The 26,229-nt window shown below is 69.1% G+C and carries 21 protein-coding genes and 2 pseudogenes; 17 read left to right on the top strand and 6 right to left on the bottom strand.

The window, feature by feature from the left end:
- Positions 1 to 255: pseudogene (locus ABZ793_RS28060) on the top strand (hypothetical protein); the annotation flags it as partial.
- A gap of 807 nt (positions 256 to 1,062) precedes the next feature.
- On the opposite strand, the gene ABZ793_RS28065 reads toward ABZ793_RS28060, so the two are convergent.
- Positions 1,063 to 2,004 carry a YhfZ family protein gene (locus tag ABZ793_RS28065; RefSeq protein ID WP_357462208.1) on the bottom strand — a complete coding sequence of 314 codons (942 nt, stop codon included), beginning with the start codon at positions 2,002 to 2,004 and terminating at the stop codon, positions 1,063 to 1,065.
- Positions 2,001 to 3,407, bottom strand: a complete 1,407-nt coding sequence (locus ABZ793_RS28070) for an FAD-binding oxidoreductase (protein WP_357462211.1) — start codon at positions 3,405 to 3,407, stop codon at positions 2,001 to 2,003. The genes ABZ793_RS28065 and ABZ793_RS28070 overlap by 4 nt, the downstream gene beginning before the upstream one ends.
- A 271-nt stretch (positions 3,408 to 3,678) precedes the next feature.
- Here ABZ793_RS28070 and ABZ793_RS28075 point away from each other — a divergent pair, with 271 nt between their 5' ends.
- The 6 genes from ABZ793_RS28075 to ABZ793_RS28100 all read left to right on the top strand — a co-directional run bounded on the left by ABZ793_RS28075 (position 3,679) and on the right by ABZ793_RS28100 (position 9,210).
- On the top strand, positions 3,679 to 4,446 hold the full coding sequence (locus tag ABZ793_RS28075; protein ID WP_357462213.1) for an ATP-binding cassette domain-containing protein: 768 nt from the start codon (positions 3,679 to 3,681) through the stop codon (positions 4,444 to 4,446).
- Between the two features lie 65 nt (positions 4,447 to 4,511).
- Positions 4,512 to 5,465: an ABC transporter permease gene (locus ABZ793_RS28080; protein WP_357462216.1), complete on the top strand. Its 954-nt coding sequence runs from the start codon at positions 4,512 to 4,514 to the stop codon at positions 5,463 to 5,465.
- Between the two features lie 53 nt (positions 5,466 to 5,518).
- Positions 5,519 to 6,508 (top strand): ABC transporter substrate-binding protein, encoded by a 990-nt coding sequence (locus ABZ793_RS28085; protein ID WP_357462219.1) that lies wholly within the window; start codon positions 5,519 to 5,521, stop codon positions 6,506 to 6,508.
- A gap of 29 nt (positions 6,509 to 6,537) precedes the next feature.
- Positions 6,538 to 7,383 carry a hypothetical protein gene (locus tag ABZ793_RS28090; protein ID WP_357462221.1) on the top strand — a complete coding sequence of 282 codons (846 nt, stop codon included), beginning with the start codon at positions 6,538 to 6,540 and terminating at the stop codon, positions 7,381 to 7,383.
- A 13-nt stretch (positions 7,384 to 7,396) separates the two neighbouring features.
- Complete coding sequence (locus tag ABZ793_RS28095; RefSeq protein ID WP_357462224.1) at positions 7,397 to 8,284, top strand: PfkB family carbohydrate kinase; 888 nt, start codon at positions 7,397 to 7,399, stop codon at positions 8,282 to 8,284.
- Positions 8,281 to 9,210 (top strand): PfkB family carbohydrate kinase, encoded by a 930-nt coding sequence (locus ABZ793_RS28100; RefSeq protein WP_357462227.1) that lies wholly within the window; start codon positions 8,281 to 8,283, stop codon positions 9,208 to 9,210. The genes ABZ793_RS28095 and ABZ793_RS28100 overlap by 4 nt, the downstream gene beginning before the upstream one ends.
- 266 nt (positions 9,211 to 9,476) lie before the next feature.
- On the opposite strand, the gene ABZ793_RS28105 is transcribed toward ABZ793_RS28100, so the two are convergent.
- Complete coding sequence (locus tag ABZ793_RS28105; protein ID WP_357462230.1) at positions 9,477 to 9,641, bottom strand: hypothetical protein; 165 nt, start codon at positions 9,639 to 9,641, stop codon at positions 9,477 to 9,479.
- 1,015 nt (positions 9,642 to 10,656) lie between these two features.
- Between ABZ793_RS28105 and aceB the strand changes: the two genes are divergently transcribed.
- Positions 10,657 to 12,243 (top strand): malate synthase A, encoded by a 1,587-nt coding sequence (gene aceB, locus ABZ793_RS28110; RefSeq protein WP_357462233.1) that lies wholly within the window; start codon positions 10,657 to 10,659, stop codon positions 12,241 to 12,243.
- Between the two features lie 113 nt (positions 12,244 to 12,356).
- Here aceB and ABZ793_RS28115 read toward each other — a convergent pair whose 3' ends face one another.
- Positions 12,357 to 13,115, bottom strand: a complete 759-nt coding sequence (locus tag ABZ793_RS28115; protein WP_357462236.1) for an IclR family transcriptional regulator — start codon at positions 13,113 to 13,115, stop codon at positions 12,357 to 12,359.
- 395 nt (positions 13,116 to 13,510) lie between these two features.
- On the opposite strand from ABZ793_RS28115, the gene ABZ793_RS28120 reads away from it, so the two are divergent.
- From ABZ793_RS28120 to ABZ793_RS28150, 7 genes are all read left to right on the top strand, one after another.
- Positions 13,511 to 15,223 (top strand): ABC transporter family substrate-binding protein, encoded by a 1,713-nt coding sequence (locus ABZ793_RS28120; protein WP_357462239.1) that lies wholly within the window; start codon positions 13,511 to 13,513, stop codon positions 15,221 to 15,223.
- Positions 15,213 to 16,709, top strand: coding sequence for an ABC transporter substrate-binding protein (locus ABZ793_RS28125; protein WP_357462242.1), 1,497 nt, complete (start codon positions 15,213 to 15,215; stop codon positions 16,707 to 16,709). Before ABZ793_RS28120 ends, ABZ793_RS28125 begins: the two co-directional genes overlap by 11 nt.
- A gap of 90 nt (positions 16,710 to 16,799) precedes the next feature.
- Positions 16,800 to 18,290, top strand: coding sequence for an ABC transporter substrate-binding protein (locus ABZ793_RS28130; protein ID WP_357462245.1), 1,491 nt, complete (start codon positions 16,800 to 16,802; stop codon positions 18,288 to 18,290).
- 28 nt (positions 18,291 to 18,318) lie between these two features.
- The gene (locus ABZ793_RS28135) at positions 18,319 to 19,308 is read left to right on the top strand and encodes an ABC transporter permease (RefSeq protein ID WP_357462247.1); all 990 of its coding nucleotides are present in this window, start codon (positions 18,319 to 18,321) and stop codon (positions 19,306 to 19,308) included.
- Positions 19,298 to 21,259 (top strand): dipeptide/oligopeptide/nickel ABC transporter permease/ATP-binding protein, encoded by a 1,962-nt coding sequence (locus tag ABZ793_RS28140; protein ID WP_357462250.1) that lies wholly within the window; start codon positions 19,298 to 19,300, stop codon positions 21,257 to 21,259. Before ABZ793_RS28135 ends, ABZ793_RS28140 begins: the two co-directional genes overlap by 11 nt.
- Before the next feature lie 4 nt (positions 21,260 to 21,263).
- Positions 21,264 to 22,259, top strand: a complete 996-nt coding sequence (locus tag ABZ793_RS28145) for a succinylglutamate desuccinylase/aspartoacylase family protein (RefSeq protein WP_357462253.1) — start codon at positions 21,264 to 21,266, stop codon at positions 22,257 to 22,259.
- Entirely contained in the window at positions 22,256 to 23,266 is a 1,011-nt protein-coding gene (locus tag ABZ793_RS28150) for a dipeptide ABC transporter ATP-binding protein (protein ID WP_357462256.1), read from the top strand. The genes ABZ793_RS28145 and ABZ793_RS28150 overlap by 4 nt, the downstream gene beginning before the upstream one ends.
- A 325-nt stretch (positions 23,267 to 23,591) precedes the next feature.
- On the opposite strand, the gene ABZ793_RS28155 is transcribed toward ABZ793_RS28150, so the two are convergent.
- Together ABZ793_RS28155 and ABZ793_RS28160 are read right to left on the bottom strand one after the other, a co-directional pair.
- A complete protein-coding gene (locus ABZ793_RS28155) occupies positions 23,592 to 23,909 on the bottom strand; it encodes a hypothetical protein (protein ID WP_357462258.1) in 318 nt (105 codons plus the stop codon).
- Positions 23,910 to 24,391: 482 nt separating this feature from the next.
- A pseudogene (locus tag ABZ793_RS28160) lies at positions 24,392 to 24,484 on the bottom strand (IS5/IS1182 family transposase); the annotation flags it as partial.
- Positions 24,485 to 24,651: 167 nt separating this feature from the next.
- On the opposite strand from ABZ793_RS28160, the gene ABZ793_RS28165 reads away from it, so the two are divergent.
- A complete protein-coding gene (locus ABZ793_RS28165; RefSeq protein WP_357462261.1) occupies positions 24,652 to 25,224 on the top strand; it encodes a hypothetical protein in 573 nt (190 codons plus the stop codon).
- 595 nt (positions 25,225 to 25,819) lie between these two features.
- Positions 25,820 to 25,978: a hypothetical protein gene (locus ABZ793_RS28170; RefSeq protein ID WP_357462263.1), complete on the top strand. Its 159-nt coding sequence runs from the start codon at positions 25,820 to 25,822 to the stop codon at positions 25,976 to 25,978.
- Positions 25,979 to 26,229: the final 251 nt, after the last annotated feature.

Below are 26,229 nucleotides of genomic sequence, written 5' to 3' on the forward strand. Positions count from 1 at the left end.
CTTGGAGTCGATGCGAACGGAAACCTCTGGTATTACCCGCACAGCGGAGCCGGCCTCGCCAACCCGGTCAGGATCGGACACGGCTGGGCGACCTTCAAGCACGTCATGGCTGCGGACTGGAGCGGTGACGGTGCCGCCGATGTCCTTGGAGTCGATGCGAACGGAAACCTCTGGTATTACCCGCACAGCGGAGCCGGCCTCGCCAACCCGGTCAGGATCGGACACGGCTGGGCGACCTTCATACACGTCATGTGACGTAACCACTCACCAGGGCGGGTCGGCGCAGGCACCAGACACGGTGCCCCGGCCGACCCGCCGACAAGGCACCTCTCGGCTATTCCCTAACAACTCCTAACCACCAGACCCGTTCTCGCGTAGCGCTTTGCGGCGATGAGGCAGCACCCATGGCCGTCGCGTCCCGGGGAGTGGTGTAGGAGCTGACCTGCTACGGCGTGCCGCCAAGATAGAGGCGGGTCATCGCGATCGTCGACCCCGACAGCCATCGCTGTCGTTTGCGCACAATCTGCGGCTCGAACGTGTCGACCAAGCCAGCCAGGGGTATTGCGCCTGGTCACGGCGTCGATGAGGTCGTTGGGTCGGCGGTTGGCGCGTCTGGTGGCTCTGGCGATGTTGGGTTCACTGTTGCTGCGATGGTCTGGTCCAGATCCTGTGCCCAGTCCGCGATCGCGGCGAACGTGACTGCGCCGGCCAGCTGTCAACGCCGCCTCAATCGTGGCCACCGTGGTCCGGCCGAAACTGGACCACCTCGGTTTGGTTGGTCTTTAGTCGTTGGTCTTGTTGGCTGCCGGGAACTCTTTCAATGGCCGTGACCTGCTGCTTTGAAGATCGCGTCAGGCTGCTCCCATAAGGGGATCACGGAGTCGGTTGGCAGCGTGATGCTGGCGATGTGCCGGAGGCCGTCACGGAAGGTGCGGTTGGCTGCCCATCCGTTCATGGGCGGCCGGGGGCGTTGAGCCATACCGGTTGGGTGTGCGGGTAGCGGTGGAGCTGGCATTGGATACCTGCGCGGGTGATGACGATGCAGGTGGCGCGAGCCATGGCTCAGTGCAGGCGCAGGGTGCCCGCGTAACTCTTGTTCGCGGCGGCCCGCAAGAGCCTGTTCTGCGTACGGGCGACGTCGGTCGGTCTAACGTGGCGTAGCAGCGCGTTCACGTTCGCGTCGAGGGTGCGTGTGACGATGACGGCGGGGGAGATCTGGGTACACGCCCTCTTTCCCGCAGCTGTGGCGAGCGGGCGCAGGCGCAGGCCGGCCAGTTGGGGCGGGATGACGGTGGGCATCGAGTGCCAGACCGCCGCGTCGATGTCCCCGGCGAGCACGGCTGCCGGGGCGAAGACGAATGGGCACTGCACGTACTCGGGGTTGCGGTCGCCGAACTCGGCCTCGCTCAGCCGTTGGTGGTCGTACGAGTTGCGGTCGATGCCCACCCGCAGGGGAGTGCCCGGCCTGCGGGTGGCGTGCTCGACAACGACGAGGGAGCCGTTGGAGTAGAAGGTTCCCGGGCCCAGGTCGAGACCGGCCAGTCCGGGCAGGGTTTCCTTGTGCCGCTCCAGCGCCCCGGCCGATGTGACCGTGGCGTGCACCCGCTCGTGGTAGACATCCTCGAGCCGGGTGATCGCGCCCGGGCGGAAGTCGGCGACTACCGCGATGCCGAGGTCGGCGAGCGCGTTCTGGATCGCTTCGAGGATGCCCTGCTGCTCGACGGGGCCTTGCGGCGGCAGGATCATCCGGAAGTTGCCGAGGGCGGCTGCGTTCCATAGCTGTCCGATGTCCCGGCTTACCACCACGGTGCCCTGATGGCCCCGCGCGGTCAGGGTCACTGCTCCGGCGTCCTGCAGGTTGCGCAGCGCCTTGACTACCGTGCCCGTGCCCGCGCCCGTGCTCGCCTGCAACTCCTGCACCGTCGGGATGCGCTGACCCACCTCGCGGGCGAGCAGTATCCGCGCCACGTGGGCGCGGACATCGGGTTCGGCGGTCGCAGTCACGGCCGGGAACCGAGGCCGAGCTTGCCGGGGTTGAGCAGATGGCTGGGGTCCAGAGCATCCTTGAGCCGGCGGAGCACCGGATAGCCGGTGCCCAGGGACTCTTCGACCCAGGGCTGTCGGGCCAGACCCCCGCCGTGGTGGTGCGAAATCTCGCCGTCGTGGGCGATCACCACCTTCATGGCCCGGGCCCAGATTTCCTCGAGCCGGCTCAGCGCCACCTCGTCGTCGTCGGCCTGGCCGAGCAGAATCAAGTAGAGCGACGAGCCCTGGTCGTACACGTGCGAGAAGTGACCCAGCACCTCGCCGGCTAGCGGGGCGAGCTGCTCCTTGAGCTCGGCGTACATCGGGCCGATCCGGCTCCACAGGTTGGCGACTTCGACGGTCTCGGCGTACCCACCTGGCCGGGCGAGGAGGTTTTCCACCGTCGAGAAGTCGTAGCGGCGGTCGAGCCAGGCGTTGACCGGTGCGGCCCCCATGCTCGTTCCTCCCAGCGACGCGACGATCGCGGTGGCCGCGGCGTGCTCGGCGGTCGCGACGTCAGCCAGGCCCTCGTGTCCAAGGAACAATACCGGTGCGGTGGCGGGCGTGGTGGGGACGGCGTGGGCGGCCTCGTCGAGGTCGTAGAAGCGGACCAGGAACGGTCGCAGCCCGGCCTGGCTGATGCGCCGCATTGCGGCCAGACCGGCGTCGACGGTCGGTAGTGCGAACGCCTCGACGATCCGGTGCTCGGCGCGTGCGAAGACCTTCAGCGTCACCTGGGTGACCACGCCCAGGGTGCCCTCGGAGCCGATGAACAGTTGCTTCAGGTCGGGGCCCATCGCCGCGCGTGGGCGCTGGCCGAGCTCGGCGATCGTGCCGTCGGCCAGGACCACCTGGTAGCCGACGAGGAGGTCCTCGATGCCGCCGTAGCGGGAGGAGAACTGGCCGGTGGCCCGAGTAGCGATCCAGCCGCCGATAGTGGACCGGCCGAGCGACTGGGGTGAGTGGTTAAGTGTGAGGTCGCGCTGGTTGAGCCAGGCTTCGAGGTCGCTGCCGCGTACGCCGGCCGCGACGGTGACCGTGCGGTCGACCTCGTTCAGTTCGGGTTCGGAGACCAGTTCGGCCATGTCGAGCACGATGCCGCCCGCGACAGGCAGCGGCTGGCCGGTTACCGAGGAGCCCAGGCCCCAGGCGGTGATGGGGGTGCCCGTCTCGGCGCCAATCCGCAGCGCCTCGACGACGTCGGCGACAGTGCGAGCGCGCACGATCGCGTCCGGACGGAAGGGGTGCCTGCCGAGTTTGGCCCACACGGTGGCGACAGGCCACGTGTCGTGGCTGCGGGCGTCACGGTCGGCGTCGTCGGTGAGCAGCGCGTCCGGGCCGAAGGCGTGGCGGAGTTGGTCGATTACCGAGGCGGCCGACATGACTTACTCCCTGATCACTAATCGGACCGCCTGTCACGCTCCGGGTGCGCTTACCCAATCCTCAAAAAACTGAGTTGTCAAGACGTGTTGTGCGGGTTGCGGGACCGATGGGCCCTCCCTCCCTAGGGAGGCGTCAGGACCAGGAAGTCTGCCGAAGCAAACCCTTGACATGTTGGAAACGGCACTCCTAGCCTGCTGCTCAGCAGACAGACTTCTGAATTTTCGAGGACGGGCCCACAGGCCGCCACCCACTACGGGAAGGTGAGAAGCGGTGACAGCGCACGCACTGCTCGAGGCGCGAGGGGTGAGGAAACGTTTCGGCGCCGTCGAGGCCCTGCGCGGAGCGAACTTCTCCGTCCATCCCGGTGAGGTCGTGGCGCTCATGGGCGACAACGGCGCCGGCAAGAGCACCTTGATCAAGACGATCTGCGGGGTGCACGGCCCTGACGAGGGTGAGATCCTCTTCCACGGCAAGTCAATCGCCGGCTGGACGCCCAGCGAGATCCACGCGATGGGCATCGAGACGGTCTACCAGGACCTCGCCCTAGCGCCCGACCTGGACACCGCCGCAAACCTCTACCTCGGTCGTGAGTTGCTCGCGAAGGGCCTGCTCGGCCGGCTCGGGGTGCTGGACAAGAAGCGGATGGCGACGCATGCCCAGCAGGTGCTCACCGAACTGAACGTCAACATCAAGGACGCCTCGGCTCCGGTCGCCATGCTCTCCGGCGGCCAGCAGCAGAGCGTCGCCGTCGCACGGGCCGTCACCTGGGCGAACAAGCTCGTGATCATGGATGAGCCGACCGCCGCGCTGGGCGTGCCCCAGACCCGCGCGGTGCTCGACCTGATCCGCCGGGTCCGTGACTCGGGCCGCTCGGTCGTGCTGATCAGCCACAGCCTCCCCGACGTCATGGCCGTTTCCGACCGCATCGAGGTGCTCCGGCTCGGCCGCCGTGTCGCCCGGTTGACGACCCGGGACACCACCGAGGAACAGATCGTGGGCGCCATGACCGGCGCGTTCACCAGTGAGGACGCGGCATGACATCGACTACCGAGACGCCCACCGAGACGCCGGCTGGCAGCGCCGTCCCGCCCCGCGGCCGCCGCGTGTTGCTCGGCTCGGCCACCGACATCACCGCGGTCCTGCTCGTGATCGTGGCCCTGTTCGCCATCCTCGACTTCGGTGCGTTCTTCACCAGCGCGAACCTGATCAACATCCTCATCAACGCGTCCCTGCTGATCGTGATGGGTGTCGGCGCGACGTTCGTGCTGATCACCGGCGGCGTCGATCTCTCGGTCGGTTCGGTGCTCGTCTTCTCGGGCGTCATCGCGGGCAAGGTGATGATCGCCATGGGTCCGCAAGGCTGGGGCGCCAGCATCGTCGGCGTCGTCGTCGCGATGCTGGCCGGCGCTGTCTGGGGCGCGATCAACGGCATCGTGATCACAAAACTGCGTGTGCCGCCGCTGATCACCACGCTCGGATCGTTTGGGGCCGCGATGGGCCTGGCCCAGATCGTCACCAACGGCAACGACCTCAAGGACGTGCCCAACGAGCTGATCGACACCCTGGGTGTCGGGCGCTTCGTTGGCCTGCCCTGGCTGGTCTGGGTGGCGCTACTGGTAGCGCTCGTCGGCGGTCTGATCCTCGCGCTCACCCGTTACGGGCGGCGCACCTACGCGATCGGCTCGAACGCCGAGGCAGCCCGGCGGGCCGGCATGAACGTCGACCGGCATCTGATCAGCGTCTACACGGTCGCGGGGCTGCTCGCCGGCCTGGCGGGAATCATGAGTTACGCCCAGTTCGGCTCCACGACCCTGAGCGGCCACGGCACCGACAACCTCGCGGTAATCGCCGCGGTTGTCATCGGCGGCACCAGCCTCTTCGGCGGCGTCGGCACCATGTTCGGCACCCTCGTCGGCACCATGATCCCCGCCGTGCTCGCCAACGGCCTGGTGATCGTCGGCCTCAACTCCTTCTGGCGCGACTTCGCCGTCGGCGTCGTCCTCGTCGCGGCCGTCTACCTCGACCAGCTGCGCCGGCGGTCCCGCACCAGGCGTTGAACCCACCCCCCCCTACCACCCCCTCTTTCAGTAACCCAGGAAGGAATCCCCCCATGCGTCCTTACCGCTGGGTATCTGCCGCGACCGCGGCCATGCTCCTGACTTCTCTCGCCGCCTGCGGCGGCAACGACTCCGGCGGCTCCGGCGACAAGACCAGCGGCTTCAAGATCGCCCTGATCCCGGGCGTCGCGAACGACGCCTACTACGGCTCCGTAGCGTGCGGCGTGCAGGCCGCCGCGAAGGCGAGCAACTCGACCGTCGAGGTGCAAGCGCCAAAGTCGTTCAGCCCGACCGACCAGATCCCCATCCTGCAGGCGGTCATCGCCAAGAAGCCTGACGCGATCATCATCGCGCCGACCGACAGCAAAGCGCTGTATGCGCCGCTCAAGCAGGCCGTCGCCCAGGGCATCAAGGTGGTCCTGGTTGACACCACGCTCGAGGACCCGTCTCTGGCGGAAGCGCAGGTCAGCTCCGACAACGTCGAGGCCGGCAAGACCGCCGCGGCCAAGCTGATCGAGCTGCTTGGCAACAGGTCCGGCTCGGTTCTCACGGTCAACCTGTCGGCCGGCGTCACCACTACCGACGACCGTTTCAAGGGCTTCGCCGAAGGACTCAAGGCCGCGCCGGCACTCAAGGACCTGGGCCAGCAGTACTCCAACAACAGTGTGCAGACCGCGTCCTCGATTGTCTCGTCGACGATCGCCGCCCATCCCGACCTGGTCGGCATTTTCTCCACGGCCGCGTTCAACACCGAGGGGGCCGTCGCGGCGCTGCGCGCGGCCAAGGACACCAAGGTGACGGTCGTCGGCTTCGACGCCAACCCGCCCGGCGTCAAGCAGATCCGCGACGGCGAGGTCGCCGCGCAGGTCGTGCTCAAGCCGTACGACGAGGGCGTGGCGGCCGGCGAGCAGGCCATCAACGCGCTTACCGGCAAGCCGGTCACCAAGGTCATCTCGACCGGCGCGGTGGTGGCCACCAAGGACAACCTGGACAGCCCCGAGGTCAAGAAGTACCTCTACAGCTTCGATTGCCCGGCGGCTTGATCTCCACCCCATCTTGGCGAAAGGTAGACATGGACTCGCGTACCGGTAAGAAGATCAGGCTCGGCCGTCTGCTGAGCCCGACAACGGGAAGGTCGGTCGTCGTCGCGGCCTCACACGGTGTGATGAGCGGTCCGCCCGCCGGACTGCGGACCCGGGCCGAGATCGATGCGGCCTTCGCCAAGATGGGGGCGGCCGACGGCGTCATGGTGTCCCCCGGCATGCTGCCGCTCCTCGAGGACTTCTACGTCGGCAGGGGCCGCCCCGCCGCGGTCCTGCACCTGGACTGGAAGAACCACGGCCGCAGGATCTACACCCCCGGCAAGGACGGGCGCAGCGAGGGCGTTCTGGCCCAGCTCGCCTCGCTCGAGGAGGTGGCCGCCGCCGGCGTCGACGCGGTCATGACCTACCTGTACATCGGTCAGCGCGACAGCACGCTCGAACGGGCCGAGATCGAGCGCAATGCCCGGATCGTCGCCGAGGCGGCCAAGGTCGGCGTCGCCGTCATCGTCGAGCCTCGGTCGTCGCTGGAGGCCGAGGGAGGCGACGCACTCAGCACCGAGGTGCTTAGCCTGTACTGCCGGATCTCCGCCGACATCGGCGCGGACCTCGTAAAAGTTCTGTGGAACGGGTCCGTGGACGCGTTCGCACCTGTGGCGCAGAGCTGCTACGCGCCGATCCTGGTCGCAGGCGGCCCGGGCGGTGAGGACGAGAAGGACACGCTTCAGCTTGCCGCTGACTCGATCGCGGCCGGCGCGGCCGGAGTGATGTTCGGCCGCCGGGTCTTCCGGGCTTCCCGCCCCGACGCCGTGCTAGCCGGGCTGCGCAGCGTCGTCCACGAGGGTGCGTCGGTGGATGACGCCCTCGCCCGACTGTGAGGGACGGACGCCAATGTTGCTGATCGTGGGTGAGGCGATCGTCGCCTACCAGCGGGACATCGGCGCGGACGGCTCACACGCCGACGCTCCGTACACCGGGCCGTGGCCGAGCGGCTCGCCCGCGATTGCCGCGTACGTGGCCGCCCGGCTCGGCGTACCCACCATGTTCGTCGGTGGAGTCGGCCGGGACAGTCACGGCAAGGTGATGGCGGACGGCCTCGCCGCCGGGAATGTGGTGACCGACCACCTCGCGATAGCCGCGGATGCCCCGACCGCAACGGCCTACATCACCTACCGAGGAGAGGCGCGCGACTTCGACTTCCGGGTGGCCGGCACGGCCGCGACGCTGATCAACGAACGGGATCTCGGTGACCTGCCGGAGCGGGCCGACTGGGTGCACATGTCGGGCTCCGCGCTGATCTTCGGCGAACCGCTCGCCGCGACGACCCTGTCCGCGCTGCGTCGGGCCCGAGCGGCCGGCGCCCGGATCTCGGTCGACCCGAACGTGCGGCCCGAAGCCCTGCACCGCTCGGCCCGCAGCGCGCTGATCGAGGTGCTCGGGCTTGCGCACGTGCTGCTGCCCAGCGAGGGCGAACTCGCGGCGCTCGGCGTTGACGCAGTCTCCCTGGTGGCCGCGGGCGCGACGGTGTGCACGACGCTTGGCTCGGGCGGCGCGACCGTCACCGACGCTTCCGGGACCACACACATCGACGCGCTGCCGGTGGAACCGGTGGACACGGATGGGGCGGGGGACTCGTTCGCGGCCGGCTTCATCGCGGCGACGCTGGCCGGCCAAAACCCGGTGGCCGCAGCGCGGGCCGGGGCGCGGGTAGCAGCCGCGGCGATCCAGACCGAGGGGCCGATGACGGTCGTGCCTGACGCCGGGTTGCTGGCCGAGTGAGCGGCCGCCTGCTGATCGTCGGGCTAGCGACCTCCCTAGACCGGTACGCCTGGTTGCCGCAGCTGCGGCTCGGCGCGATCAACCGGCCGCGCGAAGTGCTGGTCCGCGCCGGTGGTAAAGGCCTGAACGCCGCGAGGGCCGCCTCGGGGCTTGGCGTCCGCGTGCGGTCGGTCTCGTTGGCCGGCGGTGAGACCGGGCAGCTCGTGCGGGCGCTCGCGCCGCCGCTGGATGTGCGGTTTGTTGACAGCGGCGCAGAGACCCGGCAATGCCTCTGCCTGCTCGGCGACGACGCGGTTCTGACCGAGGTCTACGAGCCAGTCCTGCCCGTTTCATCAACAATCTGGCCGTCCGTTCTCTCCGCGGTGGCCGACGAGATCGAAGAGTGTGATCTCGTCGCACTGTCGGGACGGGTGCCGCCCGGGCTGCCCGTGGACGCGCTCGCCGAGATCGTCGATCTGGCGGTCGCCCGTCGGGTACCGGTCGTCGTGGACTCCGACGGGCCGTCGCTGATTGAGGCCATCCGGCGTGGGCCGACACTGGTCAAGGTGAACGCTGCCGAGGCCGCCGCTGCGGCACCAGGAGATCTAAGCCAGCTGCAGAAACTGGGCGCGGAATCCGTAGTGGTCACGACCGGGCCGACTGGGGCGCGCTTCCTCGGCGCGGACGGCTCGCGTCTGACGGTCTCGCACGACGCGATCCCCAACGCTCTGCCCGTCGGCAGCGGCGACGCCTTCCTGGCCGGCCTCACCGCAGTATGGCTTGGCGGCGCCTCCGGCCCGCCATTTGGCGGCCTGTCGGAACCGGCCGAGGCACTCCGGGTCGCGGCTGCAGCGGCCCGGGCCAACGCCCGCCAGCTCCCCGCGGGAGATATCAGCTGGGACCAGGTCAAGGCCGAACTGTCCGCGGTGCGGATCTCCGCGATCTGAACGTTCCGTCCACGACTTTGGTGGCTGTCTGATTACAGCCTCTGAGGGGGTCTCAGGCCCGCCGTACCGGCTGGCGCAGCAGTGTGCGCGGCGCCAGGTCGTCCAGGACGAGACGGACCTGGCCGGTGCGTTGCGCGTCGGCCTGGCCCGGGCCGGGTACGCCGTCGATGTGGCGGCCGACGGGGCCGAGGCGTACGAGCTGCTGCTGGTCAACGCAAGATCAAAGGGCGTAGAGCCTGGTAGGTAAGAGCGACCGGCAGCAGGTGTCACTTGAGCCTGCAGGTGGTGGGCCGGGCATCCCAGCGGTAGAGAGTTCGGGCACGGCGGATGATGTGACGGATTGTGCCGATGGCTGCTGCCAGGTACCGGTAGAAGACGATGGTCTTGGCGTTGCGGTCGGTGCCGTGGCGGACCTTGCCGACCCCTCTCATCCAGAGTTCGTTCGCTCGACTACCCAGCGTTTGCCGACCTGGACCGGGGCGGGGATGCCCTTGCGCGCGTTGTCGGCGTATAAGTCCAACTCGTCGAGCAGGTTGCGGTCGGGCCGTTGTCGTAGGCGCGGTCTAGACGCGCGGTGACCTGCTCGGGCCAGCGATGCCGCAGTTGGGTGCTGCACCGTCGAAGGTCGCGCAGTAGCGGCGAGTCGTGGCGGTTGGACGCCGCGCCGGTCAACCCGAGCGGGATCCCGTTGCCGTCCACGCCGGTCGAGCGTTCCATACCGCCCTTGCCGCGGACGGGGAACGACGGCCCGGTTTCCCTCGCACGATTGGTTGCCCGTCACCCGGCCTCAACGTGACCACGCCGAGCACCGAGGCACTTCCGTCGTATCCCCAACCAGCGTGGTGCGACGCGTGCCGCCTGCAAGCTCTCAGGCCGGCATTTCGCCATTGACGGGCCACGCCCGCGGCCTTCCTCCCCGGACAGGTCGGTGTCACGCCGGCGACGAGCACGGGGCCATGCAAAGCCCGTCGATCATTTCTTGGAGGCGCTGCGCATCGGTCACCGGCGCGGCCTGTCGAACATGCCGCCGAGCGGCAAACTCACCTCTACCCGACCTGGCAGCAGGAGGGTCACGGCGCGTGCACGTTTGCCAGGCGGAGCGGTGGCTTTACGTGGAGCTATCTCGGGAGGTGGATGGCGAACGGTAGCTCGCTGACGACGACGTCGGCCCGGATCCTCCGTCCGGTGTGGACTTCGGACGGTGGGCGGACTCGCCTGAACGGTTGAGTTCGGTCCCGGGTTGGTGGCCGGCGGCGGGCCGGCTCACCAGGTATGGAACGGGGTCGTGGGGAGATCGACGGGGGAGGCTCGCATCCGGGTTCTCTGGCGTCGGACGTGGTTCCGGAAGGCCCATGCTGGTGGTATGGTGTCCAAGTCTTCCACCATGCGGAAATTAGTATTCGCCATACGAAAGACAGGAGGTCGAGCGTGGCCACAGAGGCCTCGGTGAGGATCGTTGGACCGGCTGTAACGGGCAGCGAGGACGTGCTCACCCCCGACGCGCTCGCGTTCGTCGCCGACCTGCACCGCCGTTTCCATGGCGACCGAAACCGGCTACTGGCCGAGCGGGTGCGCCGACGTACCGAGATCGCCCGGACCAGGCGGCTGGACTTCCTGTCGGAGACGGCCGATGTCCGGGCGGGCGACTGGCGGGTGGCAACCGCCCCGGCCGACCTGCGTGACAGGCGAGTGGAGATCACGGGTCCGACCGACCGGAAGATGACGATCAACGCGTTGAATTCCGGGGCCAAGGTGTGGCTCGCCGACTTCGAGGATGCCACCGCCCCGACGTGGACGAACGTGGTCGCCGGTCAGCTCAACCTTACCGACGCCATCGAACGGCGAATCGAGTTCACCAGCCCGGAGGGCAAGCGCTACCAGCTCGGCGAGGGACCGTTGCCGGCGATCGTGGTCCGGCCGCGCGGCTGGCACCTCGACGAACGGCACCTGCTGGTGGACGGGGCGCCGGCCGTCGGCGCGCTGGTCGACTTCGGCCTCTACTTCTTCCACAACGCCCGACGGCTGCTGGCCGCCGGCAGCGGGCCGTACTTCTACCTGCCCAAGCTGGAGGGGCACCGGGAGGCGCGGCTCTGGAACGACGTGTTCCGCTACGCGCAGGAGGCGCTAAGCATCCCCACTGGAACGATCCGCGCCACCGTGCTCATCGAGACCATCACCGCCGCGTTCGAGATGGACGAAATTCTCTACGAGTTGCGCGAGCATGCCTCCGGACTGAACGCCGGGCGCTGGGACTACCTGTTCAGCATCATCAAGACATTCCGTGACGCCGGATCCGGGTTCGTGCTGCCCGACCGCAACTCGGTGACGATGACGGCCCCGATGATGCGGTCGTACACCGACCTACTGGTCGCAACCTGCCATCGGCGGGGCGCGGTGGCGATGGGCGGGATGGCGGCCTTCATCCCTAACCGCCGGGAGCCCGAGGTCACCGCGGCGGCTCTGGCCAAGGTGCGGGCGGACAAGGAGCGCGAGGCCGGCGACGGCTTCGACGGCTCCTGGGTTGCACACCCGGATCTGGTGCCGGTCTGCCGGGAGGTGTTCGACGCGGTCCTGGGGGACCGGCCCAACCAGGTCGAGCGGCAGCGGGACGACGTGAAGGTCGCCGCCGACGATCTGCTCGACATCGCGGCCACGCCGGGCGCGGTGACCGAGGCGGGGCTGCGCAACAACATCGCGGTCGGGCTGCGCTACGTCGAGGCGTGGCTGCAGGGTACCGGTGCGGTGGCGATCTTCAACCTGATGGAGGACGCGGCCACGGCGGAGATCTCCCGGTCCCAGGTGTGGCAGTGGGTGCACACCGGTACGGCGCTGGACAGCGGTGAGGTAATCACGGCGGAGCGGGTTCGGGGCCTGATCGCCGAGGAGGTCAACGCGCTCCGGGCCGAGCTGGGCGCGGAGTGGTTCGCCGCCAGCCGGTACGAAACGGCCCGCGAGGTGTTCGAGGAGGTCGCACTCGGGGCGACCTACGTCGACTTCCTGACCCTGCCAGCGTACCGGTTGCTCGCCGGCTGAACCGGTCGCCGCAACGCCGGTCGCGGGCCAGGCGGCCGGCGTTGCGGCCGTGGGTGTCGCGGCCGGTCAGCGGTGTGCCACCGCGGCGGGTGCGCCGGCTTTTCCGGGCGTGGCTAGCGAACCGCCCGGGGAGCCGGCAGCCCGACGTAGCTGGCCGCCGCCGCGATCGCCGAGGACGATTGCTGCAACAGCGGTACGGCCTTGGCGACCAGGCTGTCGTTGATCCGGGCAGTCGGCCCGGAGACCGACAGTGCCAGCGTGCCGGGCGGTCCGGGTACCGCCACCGCCACGCAGCGCACTCCGACCTCCTGCTCCCCGTCGTCTATCGCGTAGCCGTTCTTCCGTACGGTCCGCAGCTCCCGCAGTAGGTCGTCCAGGTCGGTGATGGTGGTCGGTGTGGTGGCGACGAACTCGGTGTTGGCGTAGACCTCGGCGATCACCTGGTCGTCGAGCTGGGCGAGCATCGCCTTGCCGACCGCGGTCCGGTACGCCTCCACCCGGCGGCCGACCTCGGTGAACATCCGCATCTGGTGCCGGGATGGCACCTGCGCGAGATAGACGATCTGCGTTCCCTCGAGTCGGGCCGCGTTGGCGGTCTCGCCGAGGGTGTCCACCAGCGCCGCCAGGTGCGGCCGGACCAGCGGAGCGATCATCGCCAGGGCCTGGTCGCCGAGGTGGATCAGCGCGGTGCCGAGCGCGTACCGCCGGTCCGGTTCCTGACGCAGCATGCCGGCGCCGATCAGGGTCCGGAGCAGCCGGTGGATGGTGGCGATCGGCAGTCCGGTGGCGCTCGCCAGCTCAGACAGCCCGCACGGTGCGCCGGTGGCGGCGATGACGTTCATGATCTGCAACGCCCGCTTGACGGACTGCACGCCGCCACCCGCGCCTTCGCTGTCGCCTTCGCTCCCGCGCGCCATATCCCCTCGTTCCCGTGCCGCCGTGGTTTCGCGCGCCGATGCCCGCGCGGCGCACATCGTATGCCGTACAGGGGGGTCCGTGCTGCCGCCACCCGAGCGGGCCGTGTCGCCGCCGGTGGAGTACCCGCCCGGCGGACGGGAGTTCCACTGAAAGAGCACTTGACAGGCGCGATGCGGATACTACTATCCGCAGTGTGGAAAGTCACGCCGGTTCGCGAAGGCCGACCGGCCCCGCCGCGCACCACGGAGTGACCTCGGCTGGCCGGCGTACAGCACCCGGTACCAGCGCATCACCCGTCTGATGCCAGCCCCCGCGGCGCCACGCACGTCCACGTACCGGGAGGTCCCCCGTGTCAAATCGAAACCCCCACCGCCGTCTCCGGGCGGCGACAGCCGCCCTCACCCTGCTGACCGTTCTCACCGCCTGCACCAGCGGGGCGGGGGGTGAGAACGTCGGTTCCGGCGTCAAGGCCGGCCAGCTCGACGCCAACCGGGCCAAGGTCGCCGACGGCGGAACGCTCGCCTATTCGATCGACGTCGACGTCAAGAACTGGAACATCCTGCACGCCACCGGTGACGTCTTCGGCTACCGGCAGATCCTCAACCCCGTGCTCCCGCACGCGATGATCTCCCTGCCGGACTTCACCATGGCCAAGAACGACACGCTGCTCACCGAGGCGAAGGTCATCAAGGACTCGCCGCAGACCGTCGAGTATCGGATCCGCCCGGAGGCCACCTGGTCGGACGGCACGCCGATCACCGCCGACGACTTCAAGTACACCTGGCAGGTCCAGGACCCGCAGCAGTGCCCGACCTGCGAGCCCGCCACCCAGGCCGGGTACGACCAGGTCGCCTCGATCACCGGCAGCGACAACGGCAAGACCGTCACCGTCGAGTTCAAGAACACCTACCAGCCGTGGCGGCTGATGTTCCCGCACCTGCTCCCGGCGCACATCGCCGCCCAGCACGGCGACCTGGCCACCTCGTTCAACGAGTACTTCAGCACCACCGTGCCGACCTGGTCCGGCGGGCCGTACCTCATCGACCAGTACGTGCCGAACCAGTCGGTCACCATGAAGAAGAATCCCAAGTGGTACGGCGACGGCCCGCACCTCGACCAGCTCGTCTTCCGGATCCTCACCGACGAGCGGCAGGCCGTCACCGCGATGGCCAACAACGAGATCCAGGTCGTGGCGCCCCGCCCCACCCTCGACCTCGTCCAGCAGCTCAAGGGCATCAACAACGTGACCACCGCGCTGGCCTCGGGGCTGGTCTACGAGCACCTGGACATCAACACCGCGAACCCGGCCCTGGCCGACGTCGCCCTGCGCCGGGCCATCTTCACCGCAGTCGACCGGCAGGCGATCATCGACAAGACCATCGGCCAGTTCGCGGCCGGCACCAAGCCGCTCGGCAACCGCAACTTCATGCCTGGCCAGAAGCTGGACGGCGTCAACGCGTACGCCGACAACGTGACCTCGACTGGGCTCGGCAACGGCAACATCGAGGCGGCCGAGAAGATCCTTACCGACGCCGGCTACGTGATCGGCGATGGTCGGCTCACCGACCCCAAGGGCAAGCCGGTGCCGCCGCTGCGGATGCGCTACAGCAAGGGCAACCAGGTCCGGCTCGACACCTCGGTGCTGGTCCAGAACCAGCTCAAGCAGCTCGGCATCACGCTTCAACTCCAGGAGACCGACAGCCTCGGCACCACGGTCAACACCGGTGATTTCGACCTGATCGTCTTCGGCACCAACCTGGACGTGATCCCGACCGCCACTGCCCAGTCGGTGTTCGGCTCGAAGGGTACCCACACCGGCTACCGAGACCAGGAGATCGACGGCTGGCTCAGCGACGCCGCCCGCACCCTGGACCCGCAGCAGGTGATCGATCTGCTGAACAAGGCCGACGCCCGGATCAGCGAGCAGGCCGTGACATTGCCGATCTACCAGACGCCGACTCTGATCGCGTACCGCAGCGACCTCGGCAACGTGCGGGTCAACCCGACCCGCTTCGGCACCAGCTACAACACGCAAGAGTGGGGAATCAAGAGTGACGGCTGAGCTCCGGCCCGGCCGGGACTTCATCGTGGAGGTCCCGGCCCCGGCCGTGGAATTCAACGAGGTCTACCGCAACTTCGTCGGCTCTGCCGGCTACTTCGTGGCGAACAACATCTACAGCCGGCTGGTCGTCTTCGACACCGGTTCCCCGGCGGCCTACCCGGATCTCGCCGAGCACTGGGAGATCGCCCCCGACGCCAGGACCCTGCGGTTCCAGCTCAACCGGCACGCCCGCTGGCACGACGGGGAACCGGTCACCGCCGAGGACGTCGCGTACACCCACCTGACCGCGCTGGCCCACGGGTACCACGCCGCGTCGTTCCTGCACGACGTGCGGGACATCGAGGTCCTCGGCCCGCACGAGCTGCGGTACGTGCTGCGGCGACCCAACGCCGGGTTCCTCGCCCAGCTGGGCAACCTGGTGTTCGCCCACATCCTGCCCAAGCACCTGTACGAGGGCACCGACTGGGCCACCAACCCGTACAACCAGCAGCCAGTCGGCTCGGGGCCATTCCGGTTCGTCGAGCACGTGCCCGGTGAGCGGGTGGTCCTGGAAGCCTGGGACGGGTACTGGGGCCCCCGCCCCCAGATCGACCGGGTCATCCTCGACATCGAACCCGACCTGGACGAGGCGGTCCGCAAGGTCGCCGACGGGCGGGCCCACTACATGGTCCAGGACGTGCTCACCTTCCCCCGGCTGCACCTGGCCGAGGGGAGCACGACCGCCTCGGTCTGGCGCAAGCGTGGCCCCGGCATCGCCGTGCTCAGCTTCAACCACACCCAGGACCGGTGGCGCGACCGGCGGGCCCGAGCCGGGATCGCGCATGCCGTGGACCGCCGACGGCTGGTCCCGCTCGCCGATCCCGGCTGGTCCGAGCCGTACGCCCACTACCTGCCGCGCAGTGTGGACTGGGCGTTCGCCGAGGACGCCACCGCGCTGGCCCACGATCCGGCGGAGGCGGTCCGGCTGCTCGACGCGGCCGGCATCACCTCGGCCGGTTGGCGGCCGGCACTGCGGCTGGCGTACATGAAGACCTTCACCGGACACGCCGGCATCGCCGCCGCGGTCGCCGAGGACCTGCGGACCGTCGGGCTGGAGGTCGACGTCGTCGGCCTGGACTCGCGGACCTGGGCGCATCAGATCGGCCGGGACGCCGACTTCGACCTGACCATTAGCGGCGGCAACATGGTCCCCGACCCGGAGATCACCGCCAGCCGGTTCGAGACCGGCGGCGGGCGCAACCACGCCCGGCTCTCCGACCCGGAGGCCGACGCCTGCTACGGCGCCGCCCGAGCCACCACCGACCGAACCCAGCGCGGCGAGCACTACCGGGAGCTGCAACGGGTTTGGGCCCGCAACGTCGACTGGGTGCCGCTGTTCTGGTACGCGGCCTACTACCTGCGCAACGACAGCTTCTTCGGCTGGCCGGACCAGGTCGGCTTCCGGGTGCCGTTCTGGCACTGGGGCCGGATCCGGCCCGTGACCTGACCCGCCGCCAGTCGCCCGGACACCCCGGGCACCGACCTTCCCCACCGGCCCGGGGCATCCCCGGGCACCCCACCACACCGAGGAGAGGACTTGGACGAGTACATCGTCGTCGTACCCGAGGGCACGACCGAGATCAACGAGTCGTACCGCAACGTCGTCGGGGGCGCCGGCTACTTCGTCGCCAACAACATCTTCAGCCGCCTCGTCGTCACCGAGGTCGGCGGGGCCGCGTCCTACCCGGACCTGGCGGAGCACTGGGAGTGCCTGGACGGCGCCCGGCGCTGGCGGTTCACCCTCAACCGTCACGCCCGCTGGCACGACGGCCAGCCGGTGACCGCCCACGACGTGGCCTACACCCACCTCACCGCGCTGGCCAACGGCTACCACGCCGCATCCTTCCTGCACGGCATCGCCGACATCAAGGTCCTCGACGACCACCTGCTCGAGTACCACCTGACGCAGCCCAACGCCGCCTTCCTCACCCAGCTCGGCAACTTCGCCGCCACCCACGTCCTGCCCAAGCACCTGTATGAGGGCACCGACTGGGCGACCAACCCGTACAACCAGAAGCCGGTCGGCTCGGGGCCGTTCCGGTTCGTCGAGATGGAGCCCGGCGGGCGGATCGTGCTGGAGGCCTGGGACGGGTACTGGGGGCCGCCGGCCGGCGTGGACCGGGTCACCATCGTCGTGGAACCCGACCTCGACGAGTGCGTCCGCATGATCGCCGACGGCCGGGCGCACTTTGCCCCGCAAGACGTGCTGACCATGAAGCGGCTGCCGCTGGCCGAGGGCTCCGCCCACGCCACGGTGTACCGCGAGCGCGGGCCGGGCGTGGCGTTGCTGAGCTTCAACTACCGCCAGGAGCGGTGGGCCGACCGCCGGCTGCGGCTGGCGATCGCCCACGCGGTGGACCGCAGCCGCCTGGAGCGCTTCGCGGAGCCCGGCTGGTCGGAGCCGTGGGCAAACTTCTTCCCCGGCAGCAGCTTCGCCGTGGCCCGCGACGTCACCGCCGTCGGACACGACGCGGCAGCAGCCGAGAAGCTGCTCGACGAGGCCGGCTACCCGCGCGGGGTGGACGGGCGCCGGCTGTCGCTGCGGATGTACTACATGGCGACCTTCGACGGCCACGGCGGGCTGGCCCGCAGCGTCGCCGAGGACCTCGCCGCAATCGGCGTGCACGTAGAGTTCGCCGGCTTGGACTCGGAGACCTGGGCGCGGCAGATCGGTCGCGAGGGCGACTTCGACCTGACCATCAGCGGCGGCAATATGATGCCCGACCCGGACATCACCGCCAGCCGGCTGGAGAGCGACGGGCAGCGCAACCACCTCGCGCTGTCCAACCCCGACGCCGATGCCTGCTACGTCGCCGCCCGGTCGACCACCGACCGCGCCGAGCGGATCGCGCACTACCGGCGGTTGCAGGAGGTGTGGGCGCGGGACGTCAGCGTCATCCCGCTCTTCTGGTACTGCATCTACCTGCTGCGCAGCAACGAGTTCTTCGGCTGGGCCGACCAGGTCGACTTCCGGATCCCCTTCTGGCACTGGGGTCGGCTCCGGAAGATCACCGGCGGCGAAGGCTAACCGGCAGCGGGCGCGGGAAGGGTTCCTCATGGAGATCGTGGGCTTCGCCCTGCGGCGGCTGCTCGTCGCCATACCGGTGCTGTTCGTGTCGACGTTCCTGATATTCCTGGCCGTCGCCAAGTCCGGTGACCCGCTGGCCGAACTGCGGGAACGACAACCACCGGTACCGCCGCACACGATCGCCGCCGAGGAGGCACGGCTCGGGCTGGACCAGCCCGTGCTACAGCGGTACTGGAACTGGCTGACCGGGGTCCTCCACGGTGACCTCGGCCCGTCGGTGGACCGCAACGCCGACATCGGCATGGAAATCGGCTCGCGCCTGGGCATCACGATGCGGTTCGTCCTCATCGCAATGCTGATCGCGGCCGTGCTGGCGATCCTGGTCGGGGTCGTCAGCGCGGTCCGCCAGTACTCCTGGCTCGACTACCTGTTCACCTCGACCGGCTTCCTGTTCCTGGCGATGCCGTCGTTCTGGCTGGCAGTGCTGCTCAAACAGGGCGGCATCGAGCTGAACACGCTCGCCGGTCAGACCCTGATCTACACCGTCGGCGACAGTTCAGTGATCCCGCCGCCCACCCTGGGCGGCCGGATCGCCGACCTCGCCGGTCACCTGGTCCTGCCGACCATCACCCTAGTACTGATCAACTTCGCGGCGTGGAGCCGGTTCCAGCGCTCGTCCATGCTGGACGTACTCGGCAGCGACTACGTCAAGCTGGCCACCGCCAAAGGGCTGCGGCGGCGTACCGTGCTGCGCAAGTACGCCCTGCGTACCGCGCTCACCCCGCTGGTAACGGTCATCGCTCTGGACTTCACCGCGGTTTTCGCCGGAGCGGTGGTCACCGAAACCGTCTTCCAGTGGCGGGGCATGGGCGACTACCTGCTGGAGTCCATCAACGGGCGGGACGTCAACGGCGTGATGGCGTGGCTGCTCGTCGCGGCGGTCGCGGTGGTCGTGTTCAACCTGTTCGCCGACATCCTGTACGCCGCTCTCGATCCGAGGATCCGCCGTGTCCGCTGACCCGCCACCGGTGCCCGCCACCGCCGCCACGCCCGGACAGTGGCGCGCCGTCTTCGCCCGGTTCCGTCGGCACCGGCTCGCCGCCGCCGCGCTGGTGGTGCTCGCCCTCGTCGCGCTGTTTGCCTTCGTCGGCCCGCTGCTGTGGCGTTACGGCCACGACGAGATCACCCCCGACAACTCGCAGCCGCCGTCGACGATCCACCCGCTCGGCACCGACTCGCTCGGCCACGACCTACTCGCCCAGGTAATGCGAGGCACCCAGCAGTCGCTACTGATCGCGCTCACCGTGGCGCTCGGCGCGGCGGTGGTCGGCACCGTCATCGGCATCGTCGCCGGCTACTACCGGGGCACCGTCGACGCGCTGCTGATGCGGCTGGTGGACCTGTTCCTCACCGTGCCGACAATCGCGGTCGCCGCCGTGCTCGGACACAACTTCGCCGGCAGCAGCGGCGGCTGGGTGCTCATCGCGGTCGTGCTCGCCGCGCTGATGTGGACCAGCGTCGCCCGGGTGGTCCGCGGCGTCGTGCTCGGCCTGCGGGAACGGGAGTTCGTCTCGGCCGCCCGCGCGCTGGGCTCCTCCGACCTGCGGATCATGGCGCGGCACATCCTGCCCAACGTGGCCGGCCCGATCATCGTCTCGGTGACCATCCTGGTCGCCACCGCGATCCTCGCCGAGACCGCGCTCTCGTTCATCGGCTTCGGGGTCCAGCCCCCGGACACCTCGCTCGGCCTGCTGGTGGCCAACGCCCAGTCCGCAGTCGCCACCCGGCCCTGGCTGTTCTACTTCCCAGGACTGGTCATCCTGCTCATCGCGCTGTCCATCAACTTCATCGGCGACGGGCTGCGCGACGCCCTCGACCCGACCCAGACCAAGGGACCGCGCCGCCGCCGCTACCTAGCCCGGCCCGTTGCGCGGACCGACGCGGTCAGCGAGGACGTGCTGCTTTCCGTGCGGGACCTGCGGGTGGTGTTCGCCGCAGACGGCGGCGACGTGCCGGCAGTGCGCCACCTCGACCTGGACCTGCGCCGGGGCGAGGTGGTCGGCCTGGTCGGCGAGTCCGGCTCCGGCAAATCGGTTAGCGCCGCGGCGATGATGGGACTGCTCCCACCCACCGCCACCGTCAGCGGTTCGATCTGCTTCGCCGGCCAGGAACTCATCGGGCTCACCGAGCCCCGGTTCCGGCGGCTGCGCGGCAGCCGCATCGCCATGGTGTTCCAGGACCCGATGTCCTCGCTGAGCCCGGTGCACACCATCGGCGACCAGGTCGCCGAGGCGGTCCGCATCCACCGGGCCTGCTCCCGGAACGAAGCCCGGGAACGGGCCATCGAACTGCTGGACACGGTAGGCATCCCCGACGCCCGCAACCGGCTCGGGGACTACCCACACCAGTTCTCCGGCGGGATGCGCCAACGAGTCGTGATCGCGATGGCGATCGCCAACGACCCCGACCTCATCATCGCCGACGAGCCCACCACCGCCCTGGACGTGACCGTGCAGGCCCAAGTGCTCGCCGCGCTGCGGGCGGTGCGGGAACGGACCGGCACGGCGATCCTGATGATCACGCACGACCTGGGCATCGTGGCCGAGATCGCCGACCGGATCGCAGTGATGTACGCCGGCCGGCTGGTCGAGGTCGGAACCGCCGCCGACGTTTTCGACCACCCCGCGATGCCCTACACCCGCGGGCTGCTGGACTCAGTGCCCCGCCTCGACCGGCCCGCAGACGAGGAACTGTGGGCGATCCCCGGCTCACCACCGGCGATGACCGCCCTACCGGCCGGCTGCGCGTTCGCCCCGCGCTGCACATTCCGCACCCCGGACTGCTCAACGGCAGTGCCAGAACTCGTCCCGCTGACCGCCGGGCACCGGGCCGCGTGCCTGCGACTCACCCCGACAGGCGACCCCCCGCCGGAGCCCGCCACCACCACGCCGACCCACGAAAGGCCATGACGACATGACCCCTCGCACGCCGCTGCGTGCCCCGGCCGGAGAGAACCGACTGCTCCGCTTCCCCGTCCTGACCGACCTGGACGGCTCGGAACTGGCCATCCACGCACACGTGATCACAGGCACCGCCGACGGACCGACCCTCACCCTGCTGTCCGGGGTGCACGGCAACGAGTGGTTCTCGCACGCCGTCCTACGCGCGATGCTGGCCGACACCGACCCCGCCACACTGCGCGGCACCCTGGTGCTGGTACCGGCAGCCAACCCGTACGCGCTCCGCACCGCCACCCGGTACTCCAACGACATCCAGCAGGTCGGCTTCGTCAACATGAACAAGGCGATCCTGCGCGACACCGAGTCGATCACCGGACGAACCGGCCAGGTCCTCGTCGAGCAAATCGTCAAGCGCTCCACCCACCTGCTGGACTTCCACCCCGGCCCCTGGGGCACCACCTGGGGAGTCGTGCTCTACGACGCGACCGGCCCGCTGTCGGCAGCCAGCCGGGAACTGGCCGTGGCCTTCGGCATGCCCTACATCCAGGGCGAGGACGCCGCCGTGGTCTTCCCGAACTCGGTCTTCGACGCGGCCACCGCCGCTGGGGTGCCAGCCATCGGTGTGGAGGTCGGTGGCCTCGGCTTCGGTGCCCGCAGCGAAGACGACTGGCTCGCCCGCAACGTCGAAGGCGTGCGGCGGGTGATGGCCCACCTCGGCATGCTCGACGAGCCGGTACCACCCCGGCCAGTCACCGACGTCGAGGTCGCCTGGGACCTGCGCCCCAGGCACGGCGGCATGCTGATCCCCGAGATCGGCGTCGACCGCCTGCTCACCCCGACCACCGAGGGCGAACTGCTCGGCCGACTGCTCTCCCCAGTCGAGCTGACCGTCATCGAGGAATACCGCACGCCCGGGGACGGGATCCTGCTCTCCGTCCCACGCAACCACCCGGTGCACCCGTACAACTTCGGCTTTGTCATCGGCCGACCCCGCCGGAGCACGCCATGACCGGCGAGCTGCTGCTGGAGGTCGAGCGGCTGACCAAGTACTTCCCTGTCCGGCGGGGCAACCTGATCCGCCGGTCGGTGGGGGTCGTCAAGGCGGTCGACGGCGTCTCGTTCCAACTCCGCGCCGGTGAGACGCTCGGCGTCGTCGGCGAATCCGGATGCGGCAAATCCACCCTCGCCAGGCTGCTCACCCGGCTGGAACAACCCTCCGGCGGACAGATCCGCTACCGGGGAACCGACATCGCCGGGCTGCGCGGCCGGGAGCTACGCGACCTGCGCCGGCGCATCCAGGTCGTCTTCCAAGACCCGTACTCCTCGCTCGACCCGAGGATGACCGTTGGGCAGATCATCGCCGAGCCCTTCACCGTGCACGGAGAGCTGGGCACTGCCGACCGGCGCCGCCGCCGAGTCCAGGAGCTGCTGGAAACCGTCGGCCTCAACCCCGAGCACATCGACCGATACCCGCACCAGTTCTCCGGCGGCCAACGGCAACGCATCGGCATCGCCCGCGCCCTGGCGCTCCAACCGGAGATCGTGGTCTGCGACGAACCGGTGTCGGCGCTAGACGTATCGGTGCAGGCGCAGGTGATCAACCTGCTCCGCCGGCTGCAGCGCGACCTCGGCCTCGCGTACGTCTTCATCGCCCACGACCTGTCCGTGGTGCGACACATCTCGCACCGGGTCGCCGTGATGTACCTAGGCAACGTGGTGGAAACCGGCACCGTGGCGGAGATCTTCGATCGACCGGCGCACCCGTACACCCAGGCGTTGCTCTCGGCGGCACCGGTGCCCGACCCACACCACCAGCGCGAGCAGATCCTGCTCCGCGGCGACCCGCCCAGCCCAGTCAACCCGCCGAGCGGCTGCCGGTTCCGGACCCGCTGCTGGCAGGCGCTCGACGCCTGCGCGGACGAGCCGCCGGCCCTGATCGAGCGCGCCGCCGGGCATCCGGTGGCGTGCATCAACGAGGTGCCCCCTACCGCGCGACGGCTGCCGATCGTCGCCTGAGCCCCCCGGGCTCCCTTGAGTGCCGGACCCGTTGGCACCGGCTCCCGCACTCAAGGAGTCAGGAGCCCGTACCGGGCGGGGCCCCGGTACCCGGTGGTCGGTGGGCGACCGGCCCCGGCCGCCCACCGACGGGGGAGTGGAGCCCCGCCAGTCAGCGGCAGAGGGCGAAGGCACTGATCTCAACGAGATTGGCGTCGACCGGCTCATCGCGGCCCTGCAACACGCACGTGCCGCCATCGTCGGCAGCAACGTCGACCCGACCCCGGCTGGCCTACCTACCGCAGTGACGACCCGCACGCCCCCGGCGGCATGTGTCTTTGCGACGCTAGCTTTCTAGCGCCTTGAGTAGGGCGAGTACGTCGCCAGCCGGTTCGACGTTTCTTGGCTTTAATGGGCTGGTTTGTCCGTCGACCTTGTGCCAGGTTGTGCGCGCGGTGCCCAGGTCGGGTCCGAGGGCGTTCATCTGGATGGCGAACTCGACCAGTCGGCCCTGGTCGTCCGTGGCAGCGGTGAACGGAACGGCGTGGACCTTGCGGCCGTACTTCCGGCAGAGGGCCTCATCGGCGTGTGGGGTGGCCATCAGGTCGAGCTCACCGGCGAAGCCACTCTTCCCTCCGGCCTTGCCGTCACGGCGTACATCCACTACCGCATTGACGAGTCGGCTGACGTTGCCAGGATCCAGGCATCAACCAGGGTCGTCAAGACCACCCCGTCGGGCAGGTCGTCAGGGCGTAGCTCGGGCCGGTAGTCGCTGTACGCGCGCGGCGTGCGGTCAGCGGCGAGGACGTGGCGGATACGGCCGGTCAGCGCGCCCGCAAACTACGGACGGGCCTAACGGGACACCAGCTCAACGACCACCGACCACCCCAGGCGACACGTGAAGATCAACTATTTGGCCCCTGGTGTCGCGGTTCTTACCAACACCCCGACAAACACCTCCCACCCTAAAACGATGAGAGACAGCCTGCCCGACGAGCCCTCAGAACCGACGGATTACACGATCAACGTTCAAAGACGAGGCACTAGCCGTGCGCTACGAGGCCACCCTGACCATCGCGGCCATCAACCAGTACCTCCAGGCCTTGTGAAACACGGGCTCAGGCGTGTTTCACAAGTCGGTAAGAGTCACTCGGTGATGATGGTGATGGTCAGGACGGCTTGGAAACGGACGGCGAGTTTGCCGTAGCGGGTGGCGACACCACGGTGACGACGTCATCGGGTGCACCGCCGCGATGGCGCAGTGGGCCATGGTCGTCGTCCTGACCCGACGGCTGGTCCGCTCCCACCGCACCGGCCGCCTCCGAACCGTCACCAGCCCCGCCTGACTCGAACGACGACCCGCTCCGCGTCCCAAGCCAAGCCGGTAACAAGATACGGTCGGGATCATGACCCTCATCTTCGCCGACCTCGGCCTGCACTTGGGCGTCCTGGACGCCCTGCTGGATGACGCGATCGCTGCCGACGACCTCAAGGCGCTCATCGAGTCGACCGGCCCCGATGGCCCGGAGGACGGCTACCCAGGTCCAGGCCCGCGCCTGAAGGCGTCACTAGAGCTGTTACATGCCGTCGCGGTGCCGTCGGCCGAGGCTGCAGCGATCACCCACTTGCAGTTCGACGGCGGCAGCGACATCTACATGCTGATCGAGCAGACCCTGGACATCGACACCGGTGGCGAGTCCGACGACTACAACGTGACGTCGCTGGAGGGCATTCACGCACTGTCCAGCCTGCGGTCCCTGGACCTGGACGGTCACGGCTACCGTCGAGGGCCGTTGGATCTGACCCCGCTGACCGGCCACCCGGCCCTGTCGGAACTGGTACTGACCGGGAAATGCACGGGAGCGGCGGCGCTGGAGTCGCTGCCTGCGCTACACACCCTCGACGTCTCGATGGCACACCTCGACGACCCCGATGTCCTGACCCGCCTGGAGGCCCGCGGAACGACGGTCCACCGTTGACCGTGCCACAGCAGAGGCCGTTGCCCCACAGAGGCCGGGAGTCCTGGGTGGGGGAGCAGGTTGGTGCCCGACGCCCACTGCCTCGGCGCGACCGACGCGCCCCCAACCGCATACATCTGCGGCTGTCGGCTCCGCCTGAAAACTGACCCCGTGGTTCCGGGTGGGTTACTACAACCTGGTCACCTCCGTGGTCGACGGCGGCAACACGGCGAGCGGCGGCAGCATCGTCCAGGTAGTGCCCAAACCCTGAGCGTCGGGGCTCGCGTCCCCATATGCGTCAGGCAACCGACCGGCCTGGGGATTAGAAGAAGATCGCGGATGGCTGGCCCGGTGGTGGCGCTCCTGGTCAGCCCGTCCGTCGTTGTCGGGCAGCGTCGGCGCCAGCGGGCGGGCTTGGCTGTGTGGATGGCTGTATAGCCAACCTGGCAGGTGGCCTGGTTAGGCGATCGGAGGGATGGGCCATTCATCCTGAGTAGCCGGCGTCCTATGCAGCCTGCGGCTGCTGGACGACGAACAATCGCCGCAGGTCCTGCGCGCCGAGCACGCACACCTGGTCATCTGGTCATCCCTGTGGCCGAAGCGGCCGGATGCCCAGGTGCGTTTCGACCTGGAGTCCGACGGCAGAGAAGGCACGCAGCTGCGCTGGACGCTGCTGGTCGCCGAGCCCCTACCCGACCCGTCGCTCCTCGGGCATCTCCGCAAGCGGCTCAACGAACTGATCAATGCGAATCTGCGCTGCACCTTCGGGCAGTAGCCACTCGGATGAACAGACCCGGGCCGGTCCCCACCGGCGGGTGACTCGTAGTCCGACGACTCGCCGCACAATCCCGGTCGGGTCTGTCCGGGGCTGGTCCTGGGACCCCGAGCGTGGCGTCGTTGACGCTCCTGTCGACGAGTCGAGCGGCGACCCGATCGGCTTGGAGCGTGTCGGAGTCGACGAGGAGCCGGACGTGACGCATCTTGGCTTCCGAGTACGCGGGCGAACGGGACCGTGAGTAGCCGGTA

The sequence above is a fragment of the Micromonospora sp. NPDC047465 genome (assembly GCF_040643125.1).
In the GTDB taxonomy this organism is placed as follows: domain Bacteria; phylum Actinomycetota; class Actinomycetes; order Mycobacteriales; family Micromonosporaceae; genus Micromonospora.